Source organism: Burkholderia sp. Bp8984, assembly GCF_003853755.1.
In the GTDB taxonomy this organism is placed as follows: Bacteria; Pseudomonadota; Gammaproteobacteria; order Burkholderiales; family Burkholderiaceae; genus Burkholderia.
Genome location: NZ_QTQN01000013.1, coordinates 110,057 through 128,484, shown reverse-complemented (window position 1 = coordinate 128,484; position 18,428 = coordinate 110,057). Strand labels below are relative to the sequence as shown.

The 18,428-nt window shown below is 67.3% G+C and carries 14 protein-coding genes; 7 read left to right on the top strand and 7 right to left on the bottom strand.

Annotated features, from left to right (window positions below; all coding sequences use genetic code 11):
• The first annotated feature begins 214 nt into the window (after positions 1 to 214).
• The 5 genes from DID98_RS15845 to DID98_RS15825 all read left to right on the top strand — a co-directional run bounded on the left by DID98_RS15845 (position 215) and on the right by DID98_RS15825 (position 6,264).
• Positions 215 to 1,177, top strand: a complete 963-nt coding sequence (locus tag DID98_RS15845; RefSeq protein WP_124521506.1) for a helix-turn-helix domain-containing protein — start codon at positions 215 to 217, stop codon at positions 1,175 to 1,177.
• 137 nt (positions 1,178 to 1,314) lie between these two features.
• Entirely contained in the window at positions 1,315 to 2,259 is a 945-nt protein-coding gene (locus DID98_RS15840; RefSeq protein ID WP_044847758.1) for a GlxA family transcriptional regulator, read from the top strand.
• Between the two features lie 474 nt (positions 2,260 to 2,733).
• Positions 2,734 to 4,446, top strand: a complete 1,713-nt coding sequence (locus tag DID98_RS15835; RefSeq protein ID WP_124521504.1) for a M36 family metallopeptidase — start codon at positions 2,734 to 2,736, stop codon at positions 4,444 to 4,446.
• 76 nt (positions 4,447 to 4,522) lie between these two features.
• Positions 4,523 to 5,776, top strand: a complete 1,254-nt coding sequence (locus DID98_RS15830) for a M20/M25/M40 family metallo-hydrolase (RefSeq protein ID WP_124521502.1) — start codon at positions 4,523 to 4,525, stop codon at positions 5,774 to 5,776.
• Positions 5,777 to 5,895: 119 nt separating this feature from the next.
• Entirely contained in the window at positions 5,896 to 6,264 is a 369-nt protein-coding gene (locus DID98_RS15825; protein WP_124485163.1) for a YbjQ family protein, read from the top strand.
• 18 nt (positions 6,265 to 6,282) lie between these two features.
• On the opposite strand, the gene DID98_RS15820 is transcribed toward DID98_RS15825, so the two are convergent.
• The 7 genes from DID98_RS15820 to betC form a co-directional block, all read right to left on the bottom strand.
• Positions 6,283 to 6,933 (bottom strand): PepSY-associated TM helix domain-containing protein, encoded by a 651-nt coding sequence (locus DID98_RS15820; protein WP_409333441.1) that lies wholly within the window; start codon positions 6,931 to 6,933, stop codon positions 6,283 to 6,285.
• Between the two features lie 56 nt (positions 6,934 to 6,989).
• Positions 6,990 to 7,673, bottom strand: coding sequence for a Fe2+-dependent dioxygenase (locus DID98_RS15815; protein ID WP_124521498.1), 684 nt, complete (start codon positions 7,671 to 7,673; stop codon positions 6,990 to 6,992).
• A gap of 46 nt (positions 7,674 to 7,719) precedes the next feature.
• Positions 7,720 to 9,915 (bottom strand): TonB-dependent siderophore receptor, encoded by a 2,196-nt coding sequence (locus DID98_RS15810; RefSeq protein ID WP_124521496.1) that lies wholly within the window; start codon positions 9,913 to 9,915, stop codon positions 7,720 to 7,722.
• Between the two features lie 589 nt (positions 9,916 to 10,504).
• Positions 10,505 to 11,755, bottom strand: a complete 1,251-nt coding sequence (locus tag DID98_RS15805; protein ID WP_124485159.1) for an MFS transporter — start codon at positions 11,753 to 11,755, stop codon at positions 10,505 to 10,507.
• 225 nt (positions 11,756 to 11,980) lie between these two features.
• Positions 11,981 to 13,120, bottom strand: a complete 1,140-nt coding sequence (locus DID98_RS15800; protein WP_124485158.1) for a porin — start codon at positions 13,118 to 13,120, stop codon at positions 11,981 to 11,983.
• A gap of 256 nt (positions 13,121 to 13,376) precedes the next feature.
• Positions 13,377 to 14,348: a choline ABC transporter substrate-binding protein gene (choX, locus tag DID98_RS15795; RefSeq protein ID WP_124485157.1), complete on the bottom strand. Its 972-nt coding sequence runs from the start codon at positions 14,346 to 14,348 to the stop codon at positions 13,377 to 13,379.
• Between the two features lie 43 nt (positions 14,349 to 14,391).
• Positions 14,392 to 15,927, bottom strand: coding sequence for a choline-sulfatase (betC, locus tag DID98_RS15790; protein WP_124485156.1), 1,536 nt, complete (start codon positions 15,925 to 15,927; stop codon positions 14,392 to 14,394).
• A gap of 202 nt (positions 15,928 to 16,129) precedes the next feature.
• Here betC and DID98_RS15780 point away from each other — a divergent pair, with 202 nt between their 5' ends.
• Both DID98_RS15780 and purU read left to right on the top strand, forming a co-directional pair.
• Positions 16,130 to 17,056 carry a choline sulfate utilization transcriptional regulator gene (locus tag DID98_RS15780; RefSeq protein ID WP_124521494.1) on the top strand — a complete coding sequence of 309 codons (927 nt, stop codon included), beginning with the start codon at positions 16,130 to 16,132 and terminating at the stop codon, positions 17,054 to 17,056.
• A 460-nt stretch (positions 17,057 to 17,516) separates the two neighbouring features.
• Entirely contained in the window at positions 17,517 to 18,404 is an 888-nt protein-coding gene (gene purU / locus DID98_RS15775; RefSeq protein WP_124485154.1) for a formyltetrahydrofolate deformylase, read from the top strand.
• Positions 18,405 to 18,428: the final 24 nt, after the last annotated feature.

The window sequence follows — 18,428 nt, the reverse complement described above, 5'->3', positions numbered from 1 at the left end:
GTGGGGCGACTGTAGTTCGACAATAAATCGGTTCAGCACCCGGACCGGCAACGCGTGCGTGCCGATTCGGGATATTGGAAAACCGCCTGAAAGCCACCTGCGGCGCACCCCATCCGACCCCGCCAGAACCCCTGCCGGAATAGCGCTCATCCGTATTGCACCGACCGCCCGGTCGGTTTAATCTTGCGCGGTCCGAACGACCGCCGGAGGCGCCGTGCTCGTGTTTCACCAGATGTTCGACGACGCAGACCGGCATGCCGAGGCGCTGCGCGGCTGGGATCAGCGTTACGACCAGATCGGCTGCGGCTCGTATCGCAGCACGGTCAAGCACGTGGAGCTCGACGGCGTGCAGTTGTTCCAGGAAGCGGCGAACGTGCGCGTCATCCAGCGCGGGCGCCTGCCGGCTGGCCATACGGTATTCGGAATGCCGCTCACCGGCTCGGGTACCTTCGCCTTCGGCGATGCGCGCATCGAGCGCGGCACGATCGTGATGGCGCGCGGCGGCTCGCCGTTCGAACTGCATTCACCCGACGACATGTCGCTGATCGGCGTGGTCGTCGACGCCGAGCTGATGCAGCAGATCGAGGATGCCGCCGACGTCCGGGTCGACGAGCGCGCGCTGCGGCGCGGCGTCGTCGACGTGCCGGTCGCCGCACGCGAACGCGCGAGCCTGCAGTTCGCGACACTGCTCGAACGCGTGCTGTCGGCACCCGCCACGTTCGATGCGGCGCGTGCGCAGTCCGAGTTGCGCGGCGAGGTCGCCAACGTGCTCGTCGATCTCCTGACCTACCGGATGCCCGAGCCGTCGAACCGCCTCACGCATGCGTGCCACGCCGACATCGTGCGGCGCGTGCACGACTACGTGATCGGGCACCCGGAAGCGCCCGTCGACATCCTGAGCCTGTGCACGCAGCTGCGCGTGAGCCGGCGCACGATGCAGAACAGCTTCCAGTCGGTCGTGCAGACCGGTCCGCTGAACTACACGCGCTCGCTGCGCCTCGCGCAGGTGCGACGCCTGCTGCTCGACACGCGGCAGTCGGACCTGCCGATCAGCGAAGCGGCCGCGCGCTGGGGCTTCATCCACCTCGGGCATTTCGCGAACGCGTACAGGGCCCAGTTCGGCGAACTGCCTTCGACGACGGCGCGCCGGACGGTGCGCGGCGCAAAAACGCGCTGAGCGCCGGCAAAAACCGCGATAATCGTGCGTTGAACGTCCGGCTTCCGCGGGCCGGGCGCGGCGTGCGCGGGCCTGCCCGCTCGCCGTGCCGCGCCCACGCAGTACGTGACGACCACCCGCTTCCACCCCACGCCCCGATGCCAGAGGATTTCCACTTCCTGTTGCTGCCCGGCTTCTCCGCGCTCGGCTTCATGTCGGCGGTCGAACCGCTGCGCGTCGCGAACCGCTTTCGCACCGAGCTGTACCGCTGGCACGTGATCAGCGCGGACGGCACGCCCGTCGCCGCGAGCAACGGCATTCCTGTCGCGGCCGAAGCCGCGTACGCGGACGTCGCGCAGGTCGAGACGGTGTTCGTCGTCGCCGGCTTCGATCCGCTCGTATGCTACGACCGCGCGCTCGCGGACTGGCTGCGCCGCCAGAACCGGCACGGCGCGACGCTCGGCGGCATCGACACCGGCAGCTTCGTGCTCGCGGAAGCCGGGCTGTTCGACGCATCGCAAACGCTGACGCTGCACTGGGAAGCGCTCGCCGCGTTCCGCGAGCGCTACCCGGGCCTGAACGCGACGCAGGAACTGTTCGAGATCGACGACCGGCGCATCACCTGCGCGGGCGGCACCGCGTCGATCGACATGATGCTCGACCTGATCGGCCGGCGGCATGGCGCCGATCTCGCGGCGGCCATCTCCGAACAGTTCGTCGTGAGCCGCATCCGGCAGCGCTCGGACAGCCAGCGGCTCGAGATCGCCGCGCGCTATGGCGTGCACAACCGCAAGCTGATCCAGGTGATCGACACGATGCAGCGGCACATGGAAACTCCGCTCGGCTCCGATGCGCTCGCGCAGGACGTGGCGATCACGCGGCGCCAGCTCGAACGGCTGTTCAGCGCGACGCTGAACGACACGCCGACGCGCTTCTACCTGAACCTGCGCCTCGATCGCGCACGCGAGCTGCTGCAGCAGACCGACATGAGCATTACGTCGGTGTGCGTTGCGTGCGGCTTCGAATCGCCGTCTCATTTCTCGCGCACGTATCGCTCGCGTTTCGGCGTGAGCCCGCGCAGCGACCGCCGCGCGACGCGCTGAACGGCGCCGCTTTTGCGTACAATCCGGCGCGCCATTGCACGCGCCGGCAGCGTTTCCCGCCATTCGCTCAACAATGCCGCCGATTGATCGACGGACCGAAGCGGCCTTCGAAAATAAATTGCAAAGTTGCCGAAAATATTCTGTAACATACCTCGCAATTAGATAGGCAGCCCTAAGGAGATGAGAGCCCGGGCCCGACGCATGTCGCGCCACGCAGGCTGCCAAACCGATATCAATTCCGAGGGGTATGACATGACGATGCTCGCCTCACCGTCGCCGCACCTGCCTGCCGTTCGCTTCCCCGCCGCCATTCCGTTCCGATGCGTTTCGACCTGACGCTTAGTTATCCTCAGTCAGTCGAATCTCCCAGCACCGCTTCGCCGCACCGGTTCCATCGAGCCGGCGCGCGAGCCGTGTCGTGCCTGCTCGCCACGAGCGCGCGGGCGTGTCCAACCGTTGAGATGAGGATCACCCATGCAGACATCACGCAAAGCATTGCCGCTCGCCCTGGGTCTCGCGCTCGGTTTCGGCATCGTCGGCGGCAGCGCGGCCGATACCAAGGTCGCGAACCCGCAGGCGTCGAGCCTGCGCGAAAGCCTGACGCGCGGCGTGGCACCGGCCGCGGCCAAGGCCGATACCGCCGCGGGGCAATTCCGCGCAGACGGCGTCGCCGTCACGCTGTACAACCCCGCCTATCGCGCGAACAAGGCGGCCGCCACGCCCGCGGCCGCCGCGCGCGATTTCGTCGCGTCGCAGGCGACGCAGCTCGGGCTCGACCCGGCCGCGCTCGCGAGCCTCGCGGTGACGTCGGAGCGCAGCGATGTCGACTTCACCGTCGTGCACTTCCAGCAGCAGGCGGCCGGACTGCCCGTGTACGGCAGCGACATCGCGGTGACGGTCGCGAAGGACGGCCGCATCCTGTACGTCGCGAGCAACACGATCAACGGCGTGGCCGTCACCGCGCGCAAGACACAGGCGGTCGACCAGCAGCAGGCGCTCGACCGCGCCCGCGCGTATCTCGGCGTCAGCGGCTTCACGAACCTCGACGCACAGCGCGTCGCGTTCGTCGACAAGGCCGGCACGCATACCGCATGGAAGGTACGCGGCCGCCCGCAGGACGGCCCGAAGGGCGACTGGGAACTGTTGATCGACGCGGACAGCGGCGAAGTGCTGCGCGCCGAGGACAAGGCGTTCTATGCGACCGACGGCACCGGCTTCGTATTCCGGCCCGATCCGCTTTCGTCGACGAAGAGCAGCTACGGCAGCACGGGCTACAAGGACGGCAACGACGCCGATTCCACCCAGCTCACGGCGGCGCGCGTGCGCGTGACGCTGAAGGATCTCGCGCAGTCGAACTCGCGCTACGTGCTGTCGGGCCCGTATGCGTCGTGCGTCGACTTCGATGCGCCGCGCGACAACGCGTGTCCGGCGCAGGCGACGCCGACGTTCGAGTTCACGCGCGGCAACCTGTATTTCGAGGCGGTGAACACGTACTACCACATCGACACGTTCCTCCGTTACGTGAACCAGACGCTCGGCATCAAGGCGCTGCCTTACCAGTACACGGGCGGCGTGCAGTACGACCCGCACGGCGAATCGGGCGACGACAACTCGTCGTACTCGTCGAGCAGCGGCCGGCTGACCTTCGGCCAGGGCGGTGTCGACGACGCGGAAGATGCGGACGTCGTGATCCACGAGCTCGGCCACGGCATCCACGACTGGGTGACCAACGGCGGCCTGTCGCAGCAGGAAGGCCTGTCGGAAGGCACGGGCGACTATCTCGCCGCCGCGTACAGCCGCGACTTCAATCAATGGAGCCCGTCCGACGCGCAGTATCACTGGGTCTACAACTGGGACGGCCACAACGAATACTGGGGCGGCCGCGTGACGAACTGGAACGTCGGACGCACCTACGCGCAGGCACGCGGCGCCGAGATCCACACGGCCGGCCAGTACTGGGCGTCGTGCAACCTCGTCGCGCGCGACGCGATCGGCGCGCAGGCGATGGACAAGGCCTTCCTGAAAGGGCTGTCGATGACCAACAGCTCGACGAACCAGAAGGCCGCCGCCCAGGCGGTGCTGACGGCCGCCGCCGCGCTCGGCTACAGCAGCGCGCAACTCACGGCGATCGGCAATGCATACAACAAGAGCTGCACGTACGGCGTGACCGTGCCGCAGAAGTCGTAATTCCGCAGCAGGCGGGGGCGTCGCATGACCTGCGACGCCCCTCTTCCTCGACATCGCCATCCTCACGAGATCGAACATGCCTACTCTGACATTGACCCGCCTGAGCGCCGCGCTTGGCGTCATGCTGCTGACCGCCGCCGCGCACGCGACGCCGGTGTGGATCACGCTCGGCGACACCGCGTTCCGCCAGCTTCAACGCATCGATGCGAGCGCAACCGCGCAGTACAGCACGGTGGTCGACGCCGGCAAGACGGCCGACGGCGCCGTGCGCCGCGAAACCGTGCATATCGTCGAGATCGACGATTCACGACTCGGCGAACTCGCCCATGCTGTCCACCATGCGCGCGGCCACGGGCCCGGCTACATCGTGCACGACTCGTTCGACGACGCACGGCAGGCTTTGCAGCCGGTACCCGCAGCACTCGCGAAACAGGCGGCCGTGCCCGCCTACCAGCTATCGAACGCGCCGCAGATCAAGGCCTGGATCCAGCAGCTGCAGGCCAGCAACATCGTCGGCACGATCACGTCGCCGTCCGGCTTCACGAACCGCTACTACACGACGTCGCACGGCGTCGCCGCGTCGGACTGGCTCGCGCTGCAGTGGCGGCAACTGGCCGGTTCGCGCACCGACATCGCCGTCGAGCAGTTCACGCATGCGGGCTTTCCGCAAAAATCCGTGATCCTGACGATCCGCGGCAGCAATCCGGCCTCGGGCACGATCGTGCTGGGCGGCCACCTCGATTCGACGGTCGGCCGCACGACGGAAAACACGCGCTCGCCCGGCGCCGACGACGATGCGTCCGGCATCGCCAGCCTGACCGAAGCGCTGCGCGTGCTGCTCGCGAACGGCTACCGGCCGAAACGGACGATCAAGTTCGTCGGCTACGCGGCCGAGGAAGCCGGCCTGCTCGGGTCGAAGGCGATCGCGAAGCAGTTCCGCACGCAGAACGCGAACGTGGTCGGCGTGCTGCAGCTCGACATGACGAACTACCAGGGCGATCCGAAAGACATCTACCTGATCACCGACTACACGAACGCCGCGCAGAACACCTACCTGACGAACCTCGCGAAGACCTACCTGCCCGAGCTCGCGATCGGCACGTCGCAATGCGGCTATGCGTGCTCGGATCACGCGTCGTGGCATGCGCAAGGCTATCCGGCGTCGTTCCCGTTCGAGGCCGACCAGAACGACAGTCCCTATATCCATACCGTGAACGACACGCTGGAGAATTCGGACCGGCAGGCGAACCACGCGCTGAAGTTCGGCAAGCTGGCGCTTGCGTATGCGGTCGATCTCGGCGGCGACGGCAGTACGACCGTCAAGCGCTGACCGGCCTCGGCCGGCGCGAGTCGCACCGGGCGCGCATGCGTCATGCGCGCCCGGTCGAGCACGTTTCCCGTTCCGGATAGAATCGTCGTTCGACCACTTCCGCACCACGGTGCTCCGCCATGACCGATTTCTCCCGCTCCGTCGACGCCCTCTCGCCCGAGCACGTCACGAGCGCATTCGATTTGCCCGGCCACACGATCGTCCGCTCGCTCGGCGTCGCACAGGGCATCATCGTGCGTTCGCGCTCGATCGTCGGCTCGTTCGGCGCGGCGCTGCAAACCATCTTCGGCGGCAACATCACGCTCTATACGTCGCTGTGCGAGAAGGCGCGCCAGCAGGCGTTCGACAAGATGCTCGCCGACGCGCGCAAGCTCGGCGCGAACGCGATCGTCGCGATGCGCTACGACTCGACCGAGATCGGGTCCGGCGTCACGGAAGTCATCTGCTACGGCACGGCCGTACAGGTCGCGCGCGACGCCGGCGTCTGACCGTCAGCCGTTATGCGCTTATGCGCCGGCCGCACACACGATCGCGACGATCGAGCCGATCACGAGCACCACGCCGATCGTCTTGCGCTTGTTCAGCTCCGTCCACAACAGCACGCCGGTGAGCGACAGCAGGACCAGCGCGCCCGCGAGCGTATCGACGAGCAGCACCCAGCCGATGCTCGTCCCGACGCCCTTGTGCAGGTTCGTCAGCCACGCGAGCGTGCCGTTACCGATACGCTTGAGCGTCATCGTGTCGCTGCCGACCCAGTAGTCGACCGCGACGTTTTCATGCGGCGACGCGAACACGAGTTGCCAGTGCTCGGGCTGCACGGTTTCGCGGTCGCCCCATGCGACCGGATGCGCGGGCTCCTTCTGCACGCGGCCCATGCGTTCGGGCAGATGCAGATCCGGTTGCGCACGCAGCCATTGCTCGAGCTCGCGCGGTGACGCGGGCCGCGGATCGGGCACGCCGAGCCGCAACGTCTCGACGCGCGGCGCGCCGGTCTGGATGCGCAGCGGCGGCGCACGATGATTCAGCAGGAAGCCCGTCGTGCCGAACAGCAGGCCGAGCGCCGCGCCCCACAGGCCGATCCAGCCGTGCACCTTGCGCAGCCATTTGATGAAGGTGCCGCGGCGCGAACGCGCGCCGCCGGAGCCGGCCGGGCGCATGCCCGGCGCGATGCGGGACGCGGATGCCGCGTCGATGTCGATGGGATCGGCAACGCTCACGTCTCGCTCCAGATTCTCAGAAGATTGTGGTAGCAGCCGACCAGGCTGCGGCAAGCCTGCGTATCGGCGCCGCCGGCGTTGAGCCGCTGGATCGCCGTGTCCATGTCGAACAGCAGCGCCCGCTGTGCATCGCTGCGCACGAGGCTCTGCACCCAGAAGAAACTCGCGACGCGCACGCCGCGCGTGACCGGCGTGACCTGGTGCAGGCTCGTCGCCGGATAGACGATCATGTCGCCCGCGGGCAGCTTGACCTGCTGCACGCCATACGCGTCCTCGATCACGAGTTCGCCGCCGTCGTATTCGTCCGGCGCGGACAGGAACAGCGTGACCGACACGTCGGTGCGCAGCTTCACGCCGTTCGGCAGCACGCGCACCGCGCCGTCCACGTGACTGCCGAACGTCATCCCGCCTTCGTAGCGGTTGAAGAGCGGCGGATAGACCTGGTTCGGCAGCGCCGCGCTGATGAACAGCGGATTGCGCTCGACCGCGGCGAGGATCGCGTCGCCCAGTTCGCGCGCAATCGGCGCATGCTCGGCGATCTGCTGGTTGCGCTTGACCGGCACGCCCGTGTAGCCGGCCGTCGCGCGGCCGTCGACCCACGCGTCGCCCGCCTGGTCGAGCCGGTCACGCACCGTGCGCACCTGCTCGGGTGTCAGCACGTTCGGGATGTGTACAAGCATCGTTCCACCTTTTTCATCGAATGACGCGGCGATCGCACGCGTGCGGTCAGAACCGGTAGTCGAGCGTCGCGAGGAACGTGCGTCCGACGCCCGGCACCGCGCGGCCGCCGTCCGACTGGATCAGCGCATCGTAATAGAACTTGTTGGTCAGGTTCAGCAGGTTCAGGCGCAGGTCCCACTGCTTCGCGTGATACGCGGCCGTTGCATCCCAGCGCGTATAGCCGCCCACCTGCACGTAGTTCGTGTTCGCCGCGTAGCGACCCGACATGTAGGTCGGACCGCCGCCGATTTCCCAGTGCGGCGTGAACGCATACGTGGTCCACAGCGTGAACGTGTTGCGTGGCGTGTTCGCCAGCGTCTTGCCCTGGGTGCCGTCGAGCGCGCTCAGGATCACGCCGTTCATGTACGTATAGCTGCCGAACACCTGCCACTTCGGCGTGATGTGGCCCGTCACGCTCGCCTGGAAGCCACGCACGCGAATGTCGCCCTCGAGCAGGTATTCGCCCGTCGACGTCAGCGTGCGCGCGTTGCTCTTCTCCTGCTGGAACAGCGCCGACGTGACCGACAGGTTGTCGTTCAGCAGATCCCACTTGGCGCCGACCTCGTACGACTTCGTGTGTTCCGGCGACAGGTTCTGCGTGTTGTTCGTGACCGTCAGCGTCTCGAGCGACGGGTTGAACGACGTGCCGTACGAGAAGTAGTACGACTGCGATTCGGTCGGCTGGTAGATCACGCCGGCCCGCACGCTCGTGAAGTAGTTGGTCTGCGACGCGTAGCGCGGCGCGCTCACCGTGTTCGCGAGATGCGCCTGGAAGCGATCCCAGCGCAGCCCGCCGACGAACTTCCAGTCGCGGCCGATCGATACCGTGTCGTTCATGTACGCGGCGAGCGTCGTCGCGCCCGATTCAGCGTGATTGGCCGGCGTCTGCGTCGCGTTGGACGCGCTCGACGACAGATAGGCCGGATCGATCAGCGACAGGATCGGCAGGCCGCTGCGCGTGTACGCCTGGTTCGTGTAGCTGTCGTGCCCGACCTCGACGCCCGCGATCAGGTCGTGCTTCACGAAGCCCGTGTCGAACTTGAAATGCGCCATCGTGTCGTTGTCGACCGAATGGTTTTCGATCACGCGATCGTGACTCGCGAGCTTCACGTACAGCGCGGACATCGGCAACGACGTGTAGTTGCCGTTCGCGAGCGCGGTGCTCGACGCGAGCGGCCCGGTCAGCACCGCGTTCGCGGCCGTCTCGCGCGCATCGGTCATCGAGTGCGAGAACGACGTGCGGTTGCTGATCGTCAGCGCGTCGTTGACTCGATGATCGATGCGCGCGGACACCGTCTGCACGTCCTCGATCGTGCGGTCGTCGGTGAGACCGTAGAACGTGTGCTTCGATACCGGCGCCGGATGGCCGTTGAGCGCGAGCACGCCGTAGTCCGGCATGTCGTAGTTGTGCTGGACCAGCGCGGACAGCGTGATCTCCGTCGGCGTGCCGATGCCGAAGCGCAGCTCCGGCGCGATTCCGTAGTCCTTGTTCTTCATCACGTCGCGCGTCGAGCCGAGCGACTGGCCGAACGCGTTGATGCGGAACGCGGAGGTCGCGCCGAGCGGCCGGTTCAGGTCGACGCTCGCGCGGTAGTGGTCGTCGGTGCCGATCGTCGTCGACACTTCGGCGGACGGCTTCAGGTTCGCCTTCTTCGACACCTGGTTGATCACGCCGCCCGTCGAGCCGCGCCCGAACAGCATCGACGACGGGCCGTACAGCACCTCGACCGAATCGAGATCGAACGTGTCGCGGTAGTACTGGTTACGGTCGCGGAAGCCGTCGAGATAGATGTCGTTCTGCGCGGTGAAGCCGCGCAGGTTGATGTTGTTGCCGATCTGCCCGCCTTCCGCGCCGCCGATCGTGATGCCCGGCGCATTGCGCAGCGCGTCCTGGAACGACGTGAGCCCCTGCGATTCCAGCAGCGCCTTGTTGATCACCGTGACCGACTGCGGAATGTCGCGCAGCGCGGTGGGGGTTTTCGCGCCGACGCTCGAACGCTCGGCCTGGAAATCCTGATGCACGGCCTGCCCCGACACGTTGACCGTCGGCAGCGTGTCGCTCGCGGCCGGCGTCGCACTGCCCGGTTTCGCGGTGACGGCCGGCGCCGATTCGGCGCTCGTGCCCTGCGCGAATGCAGGCGAAGCGATAGGCAAAGCAAAGGCCAGCGCGAGCGCACTCGCGAACGGGGTCTTGTTCGGCATGAAAATCCAGTCGGAATTTGAAACCGCCCCGCGTGGACGCGCGGCGACGCGCGCACGAGGCACGGATATACGCTGGCTCGCTGGCCGCCGACGATCAGACCGACGGCGACACTAGCTGGCTACGGTTGACGAGTGACCGGCAGCGCAGTCGTGGCCGCGGTCATGAAAATGAGAATCGGTATCATTCCAGATATTTCTTTTCGTTTCAATCGATACCCGCTTCGTCATACGAAAGCACGATGTTTCGAAAAATTACTGAAATTTTTATGTAATTATATGAATGGCTTTTGTAATTGATCGGGATATTCAGTCTGACAAATTCAGGGCTGGGAGCCTTGTGCAGCAAGGCACTGAAGTATCAGCCTCTTTTCGGATTCCCACCGCGGTGGGCTCGATTATGCCAGCACCGCTTTCAGCTCCGGTACCCCGCATCGCGAGAAACGACAGCACCGGATTGATTGTTCAGACGATTATCCGACCCGAATGCCGTTTGGAATTCGATTGAAACAAGAAAGCAATTTGAAATGAGTTACGGCGAATGAGGCCGGTTTCCCGTGAACGGCAAACGCATCGCCCCGCTGACGTCGATTCAATGATCGCGCTCCAGCGACGTCATGTTCCGCAAGGTCGGGAACAACCGCATCCATGTCAGCGCGACGGCGATCGTCGCCGCGCCGCCGACGACGATCGCCACCGGCGCACCCCACCACGCAGCCGTCACGCCGGATTCGAATTCGCCGAGCTGGTTCGACGTACCGATGAACAGCGAGTTGACCGCGCTCACGCGGCCGAGCATGTCGTCGGGCGTGCGCAGCTGCACGAGCGACAGGCGCACGACGACGCTCACCACGTCCGATGCGCCGAGCGCCGCCAGCGCGACGAGCGACACCACGAAATTGCGTGACAGCCCGAACACGATCGTCGCGATGCCGAACGCGATCACGCCGCCGAACATCGCGCGGCCCGGCCGCCCTTTCAGCGGAAAGCGCGTGAGCCACAGCGTGCCCGCGAGCGCGCCGACCGCCGGCGCCGCGCGCAACGCGCCGAGCCCCCACGGGCCGACCTGCAGGATGTCGCGCGCGTAGATCGGCAGCAGCGCGGTCGCGCCGCCGAACAGCACCGCGAACAGGTCGAGCGACAGCGCGCCGAGGATCGCCGGTTCGCGCCGGATGAACGCGATGCCGGAAAACACCGACCGCAGCGTGACCGGTTCGCGCGCCGGCGGCGCACTGCGCAGCGGAATCGTGCCGCTCAGGATGGCCGCGATCGCGAACGCCACGACGCTCGTGCCGAACGCCGCGGGCGCGCCGACGCCATACAGCACCCCGCCGAACGCGGGCCCGAGAATCTGCGCGGCCTGGTTCGCGGACGTCGACAGCGCGGTCGCGCGCGGCAGGTCGCCGCGCGGCACGACGGCCGGCAGCAGCGACGACACCGACGGCGATTCGAACGCACGCGCGGTGCCGACGATCGCGGCCAGCGCATACACGCCCGGGGCGGTGAGCCCGCCTTGCGCCGCGCCGAACAGGAATACGCCGGCGGCCAGCGCCTCGACGCCCTGGCAGATCGTCGCGATGCGCCGGCGGTCGTAGCGGTCGGCCACCTGCCCGACGACGAGCGTCAGCGCGAACATCGGCACGAACTGCGCAAGCCCGACGAGCCCGAGCGCGAATGCGCTGTGCGTGAGCGCATAGACGTACCAGCCGATCGCGACCGACAGGATCTGGAAAGCGAGCGACGACATCACGCGCGTGCCCCAGAAGCGCTGGAACGGTGTGTGGCGGAACAGGTTGGCGGGTAACGGCGACGGCGAAGTGGATTCGGGTAACGGGGTGGTCATCGGCGAGACGTCATCGGAGGGAAGGCCGGCGATCGCCGATACGCGATGCGGCCAAAGCGCGATGATAGCTTCAACCAACGAAACCTTGCCGGATGCCCGCCGGCCGCGGGCAAGGACGGCGCACACCGCACGACGTTGCATCGCGCCGCAAAAAAAAAGCGCGAACCGCGGTTCGCGCCAAAGAGAGACCTCGCTGAAGACGTCGAAACAACTACCTCACCCCGCTCAGAACGAATGCCGCATCCCGATCCGCACGTCGGCCTGCGTCTGCGTCGTCGACGGCGTGAAGCTGTAGCCGACCACCGCATCGACGCCCTGCGACGCGCGCAGGTAATCGCCGGAGATGTACACATCGGTGCGCTTGGACAGCAGGTAGTGCAGGCCGGCCGTGCCCTGGTTCCAGTGGTGGCCTTCGAAGCGCGTGTGCTGGTAGCCCGCGATGAAGCTCAGCGCCGGCGTGAACTGGTACAAGCCGCCGCCTTCATACACCTGCATGTGCGACGACTGGCCGAAACCCTTGATCGTCGTGTACGAGAAGTTCGCGTCGAGCGTCAGCTTGCCGATCGTGTAGCTGGTGCCGACGCCGAACGTGCCCTGGCTGTCGACGTCCATCGCGGTGTTCGCGAACAGGTCGGTGCGCGCGCCGGTCGCCGGATCGACGGTCACGGTCTGCTGGCCGAGGAACGTATGCGTGCCGATCATCGCGTACGGGTCGAACGCGTAGATGCCGTTCGGGTTGTTCAGGCGCGTGTACGCGGCGCCGATCGAGAAGTCGCCCTTCGTGTAGCTCGCGCCCGCGCTCCATGCGCTGTTGCGGTGGAAGTTGCCGGCGACGTTGCCGAACGAATACATCGCGCCGAACTTGACGCCGTTCAGGTCGTTCGACAGGAACTTGACCGAGTTCGGCAGGCGGTCGCCGTTGAAGCGGTCGAAGTCGCCCTGGTGGATCGCGTAGCCGCTGCCCCATGCCGAGATGTTGTAGATCGACACGAGCTCGTTGGTGATGTCGAGCTGGTTGCCGAACGACAGCGTGCCCCAATCGTTCTGGAGACCGACATAAGCCTGCCGCCCGAACTCCGCCCCGCCGAAGCCGAGCTGGCCGTTGCCGAGGTGGAAACCGCTCTCGAGCGCAAACACGGCCTTCAGGCCGCCGCCGAGATCTTCCGTGCCTTTCAGGCCGAAGCGGTTCCCGTACGAGACGCCGTCATCGAACTTGACCACGTGCGAACCGCCCGTGTTGTTCACGTATGTGATGCCCGCGTCGAGAATCCCGTACAGCGTCACGCTGCTCTGCGCGTGGCCGATGGCGGGAATACAGGCCGCGCATGCCAGCGCGGCGGCTACGGCAACTTTCTTTTGCTTCATTGTCGACCACCCTCCCTGAACCCTTCGATGGAAAGAACCGTGGCCTGGCGCGCACAGCAATACGCCGGCTGATTCGAATTCGGTACGTCCGCTGGCTTCGGCATTTCGTTTTCCGCAATAACGCAGCCATTGGCGAAAAATACAAACCCATATTTCAGGTCACCCGTCTGAAGGCGACACCAAATGGTCTCGATGCGACCGTTCGGGAAAACACGGAGGCGGGCGGCGCGGCGAGAAACCGGCCGCGCGGAGGCTGTCAGCGGGCGTCGAGGGCCGCGCGCACGGCCGGCAACGCGGGGGCGCCGGCCGCCGTGGTAACGCCGTCGAGCCACGCTTCGACGAGCGCTGGATCGGCCTTCAGCGCATGCTGCGCGGCGAGCGCGGGCGACGTCTTGTGGTCGAGCATGTCGGCGATCATCCGGTTCTCGACGTCGACGGAGAACGTCATCTGCCTGAACAGCCGCGCGAGGTTCGCGCACTGGCCGGCAAAGCCCGCGCGCGTGACCGTGTTGACCGTCGCGCCGCCGTAGTTCGGACCGAAATACGCGTCGCCGCCCGACAGGTAGGTCAGTTTGAACTTCGTGTTCATCAGGTGCGGCTCCCACGCGAGAAAGACGATCCAGCGCTTGTCGCGCACCGCGCGCTCGACCTGCGTGAGCATCCCCGTCTCGCTCGATTCGACGAGCGACCAGTTCGCCGCGCCGAGCGCATGGTCGGACAGCATCCGCTTGATGTTCTGGTTCGCGGGCGCGCCGGGCTCGATCCCGTAGATCTTGTCGCCGAAGCGGTCCGCGTAGCGCGCGAGATCGGCGAACGTGTGCACGCCGGCCGCCGCGACGTAGTCGGGCACCGCCAGCGTGAACTTCGCGCCGTTCAGGTTCGCGTGCAGCACGTCGATCGACTTCTCGTCGACGAACGGCTTCACGAGCGGCGCCTGCGCGGGCATCCAGTTGCCGAGGAACACGTCGACCTGCCCTTTCTTCAAGCCCTGGTACGTGATCGGCACCGACAGGTTCGCGACGTCCTGTCGATAGCCGAGCGCCTTCAGCACGACACCGGCCATCGCGTTCGTCGCGTCGATGTCGGTCCAGCCGGGCGCCGCCATCTTCACGTCGCGGCACGTCTGCGGGTCGGCGGCGCGCGCGGGCTGCTGCATCGCCACCACGCACGCAGCCGCGGCGAGCGCGGTGCCCATACTCCGGATTGCTGCATTGCATTGCCGTTTCATGATTCGCTTCCTCCGTCGTTCGTCAATGTCCGCTGCGGCCCGTTCAGCGCCCGACGCGCGGAAAGCGCGCCATCGCTTCGAGCGTGTCGAGTTCGATGTGATTGCGCATGTAGCGCTGGCTCGCGTCGGTGAACGGCTGCCAGTCCCACGCCTGGATGCGGCCCTGCGTCGTCGCCGCGTAATGGAAGCGGCGCCGCCGCTGGCTCGCGCGCACCTGCGCGTCGAGTTCCGGCAGGTTCCAGCGGCGCGCGGCCTCCTCGCGGAATGCGGCGAGCACGCCGGCGGCTTCCGGCAGGCCGGCCAGGTTCGTGCGCTCGCGCGGATCGTCGGCGAGGTTGTAGAGCTGGTCGGGATCGGCCGGGCAATGTACGTATTTCCAGTCGCCGCGGCGGATCATCACGACCGGCGCAACCGCCCCTTCCGCAAGGTATTCGCCCAGCGCGACGTCGTGCGCGGGCGCGCCTTGCAGATGCGGCACGAGGCTCGCGCCGTCGACCGGGTCCGGCCAGCCGCCGGCCGGCGCCGCGCCGGCGAGGTCGACGAGCGTCGGCAGCAAATCGACGTGCGACACCGGCCCGCGCACGCGGGCGGCACCGAAGCGGCCCGGCGCGTGGACGATCAGCGGCACGCGGCAGCCGCCTTCGAAGAACGTCATCTTGTACCAGAGTCCGCGCTCGCCGAGCATGTCGCCATGGTCGGACGTGACGATCACGATCGTGTCGTCGGCGAAGCCGCATTGCTCGAGCGCGGCCAGCACGCTGCCGAACTGCGCGTCGACATAGGACGTCGCGCCGTAGTACGCGCGGCGCGCGGCGCGGATCTGCGCGTCGGTCGGCGGCGTGCGGTCGTTTTCGCAGACGAAGCGCAGCCGCTGCGAATGCGGATCGCTCTGCTGCGCATCGAGCCGCACGGCCGGCATGTCGATCTCGTCGTCGCGGTACAGATCCCAGTATTCGCGCGTGATCGCGTACGGATCGTGCGGATGCGTGAGCGACACGACCATGCAGAACGGCCGCGCGTCATGACCGGCCGCGCGCTCGCGCGCGACGTCGTACAGCTTCTGCTTCGCCGCGAACGTGACTTCGTCGTCGAAATCGAGCTGGTTCGTGCGCACGCACGGGCCGGCCTCGAGCACCGAACTCATGTTGTGATACCAGCTCGGCCGCTCGGTCGGGCGGTCCCAGTCTGGCACCCAGCCGAAGTCGGCCGGATAGATGTCGGTCGTGAGCCGTTCCTCGAAGCCGTGCAGCTGGTCGGGTCCGCAGAAATGCATCTTGCCGGACAGCATCGTCCGGTAGCCGCCCGCGCGCAGGTAGTGCGCGAAAGTCAGCGTTTGCGCCGGCAATTCGGCGGCGTTATCGTAGGCGCCGATACCCGACGGCAGCTTGCCGGTCAGCAGCGAGAAGCGCGACGGCGCGCACAGCGGGCTCGCGCAATACGCGGCGTCGAACACCACGCCTTGCGCCGCGAGCCGGTCGAGCGTCGGCGTGCGCGCGACGCGGTTGCCGTAGGCCGGCAACGCGAACGGCGTCAGCTGGTCGGCCATCAGGATCAGGATGTTGGGAGTCGGGTTCGTCATCGGCGGTCTTGGGGAAATCGGTGTTCGAATGGAGCGGCGCGACGCTCGGGCGGCGACACGGCCGGCATGACGGACGCAGCCTGAAGAAAGTGCCGCGCGCACCGGCCGCGACTGGCTAGAATCGCGGAAGGCCTGGCGCGGCGCCGTGCCGTCCGAAGCACTATCCCCCGCCCGAATTCGCGCGGGAAGGCGTCCGGCCCTTATGAGGCCATTAGAGAGACTTATGTCGAAATCCGAACCGTTACCGTCGATGCAGGCGCTGCGCGCGTTCGAATCGGCCGCCCGTCTCCAGAGCTTCACGGCCGCCGCGCGCGAGCTCGGCTCGACGCAACCGGCCGTGAGCCAGCAGGTGTTCCAGCTCGAAGCGGAACTCGGCGTGCCGCTGTTCGAGCGCAGCCCGCGCGGCGTCACGCTGACGAGCGACGGCCAGTGCCTGTACGAAGCCGTGCGGCTGAGCCTCGACACGCTGCGCGGCGCCACCGCGACGCTGCGCGCGCGCCGCGAGCACGGCGCGCTCACGATCGTCACGGATTTCGGTTTCGCGACCTACTGGCTGATGCCGCGCCTCTCCGGCCTGAAGCGCGTGATGCCGGACGTCGACGTGCGGGTCGTCACCTCGCAGGATTACGACGCGCAGCGCGACCACGCCGACATCGCGGTTCTGTTCGGCGACGGCCACTGGCCGTCGTGCACGGCCGCGCGGCTCTTTCCCGAATCGGTCACGCCCGTCTGCTCGCCGGCGTTCCGCGCCGCGCACGCGCACGTCGCGCGGCCCGAGCACCTGCAGGCGCTGCCGCTGCTGCACGTGCAGGCGACGCGCCCCGAACGCTGGCTGTCGTGGGCCGGCTGGTTCGACGCGCACGGCCTCGAGGCGCCGGCCGCCGCGCGCGGCGTGACCTTCAACAGCTATGCGCTGGTGATCCACGCGGCGCTGCTCGGCGACGGCGTCGCGCTCGGCTGGTCGCCGCTCGTCGACGAGCTCGTCGCGACCGGGCAGCTCGTGAAGCTCGTCGACGCGCCCGTCGTCACGTCGCGCGGCTACTTCCTCGTGCGGCCGCCGCAGCGGCCCGAGCCGGACGCGACACATGTGTTCCGGCGCTGGCTGCTGGACGCGTGCGCGCCGGCTTGAGCGGGCGGCTGGCCGGCGGAGCGCTGCCTGACGCTTGCTGGAGCGGCTGCGGCTGTCCCATCCGACGCGCGCTGGACTGGCTGCGCCTGCCCCACCTGACGTCCGATGGAGCGGCTGTGCCTGCACCGCCTGACGCCCGCTGGAGCCGGTACGACTGCGCCGCCCGACGCTCGCCGGACCGGCTGCGGCTGCACCGCCTGACGCTCGCTGGACCGGCTACGGCTGCACCGCCTGACGCTCGCTGGACCAGCCGCGCCCGCCCCGCCCAGCGTCCCCAAAACCCCCGCCTCAAGCCTCGCCACCGCCCCGCGGCGCTGGCGCGCCGATACCAGCCACACGGCGGGTTGGTTCTATCCGCGCCCGAATCGTCCTGATTTACTTGAGCCTCCCGCTACCCGCGTAGCGTGGCGCCCCGTCGCGCCGCCGCGCGCGTTGCGTTCCCTGACATCCGAGGAATCTCATGACCGCCGACTCACGCCCCGATCAATTCGTCCTGACGCTGTCGTGCCCGAGCGCGGCCGGCCAGGTCGCCGCCGTCGTCGGCTTTCTCGAGCGCCATCGCTGCTACGTCGATGCGCTGAACGTGTTCGACGACGATCTCAGCAACCACTTCTTCGTGCGCTGCGTGTTTCATCCGACGGATGAAACGCTGCAGATCGACGCGCTGCGCCAGGAGTTCGGTCCGATCGCGACCGCGCTCGGCGGCGGCGGTGACGGCGACACGCAATGGGCGATCCACGACGTGAACGCGCGCCCGAAGGTGCTGATCATGGTGTCGAAACTCGAGCACTGCCTCGCGGACCTGTTGTTCCGCTGGCGGATGGGCGAACTGAAGATGGACATCGTCGGCATCGTGTCGAACCATCCGGACTTCGAACCGCTCGCCACGCAGCACGGGCTGCCGTTCCGCCACTTCCCGATCACGGCCGACACCAAGGCGCAGCAGGAAGCGCAGTGGCTCGACTTCTTCGAGTCGAGCGGCGCCGAACTCGTGATCCTCGCGCGCTACATGCAGGTGCTGTCGCAGGAAACCAGCGCGAAGCTCGCGAACCGCGCAATCAACATCCATCACTCGTTCCTGCCCGGCTTCAAGGGCGCGAAGCCGTATCACCAGGCGCATGCCCGCGGCGTGAAGCTGATCGGCGCGACCGCGCACTTCGTGACCGACGATCTCGACGAAGGCCCGATCATCGAGCAGGTGGTCGAACGCGTCGATCATGCGCTGCGTCCGGAGCAATTGCTCGCGGTGGGCCGCGACGTCGAGTGCATCACGCTCGCGCGCGCGGTGAAGGCGTTCATCGAGCGGCGAGTGTTCCTGAACGGCGACCGGACGGTGGTGTTTCCGTAAGCGCATCCGTTCGGCGCGCAGCCA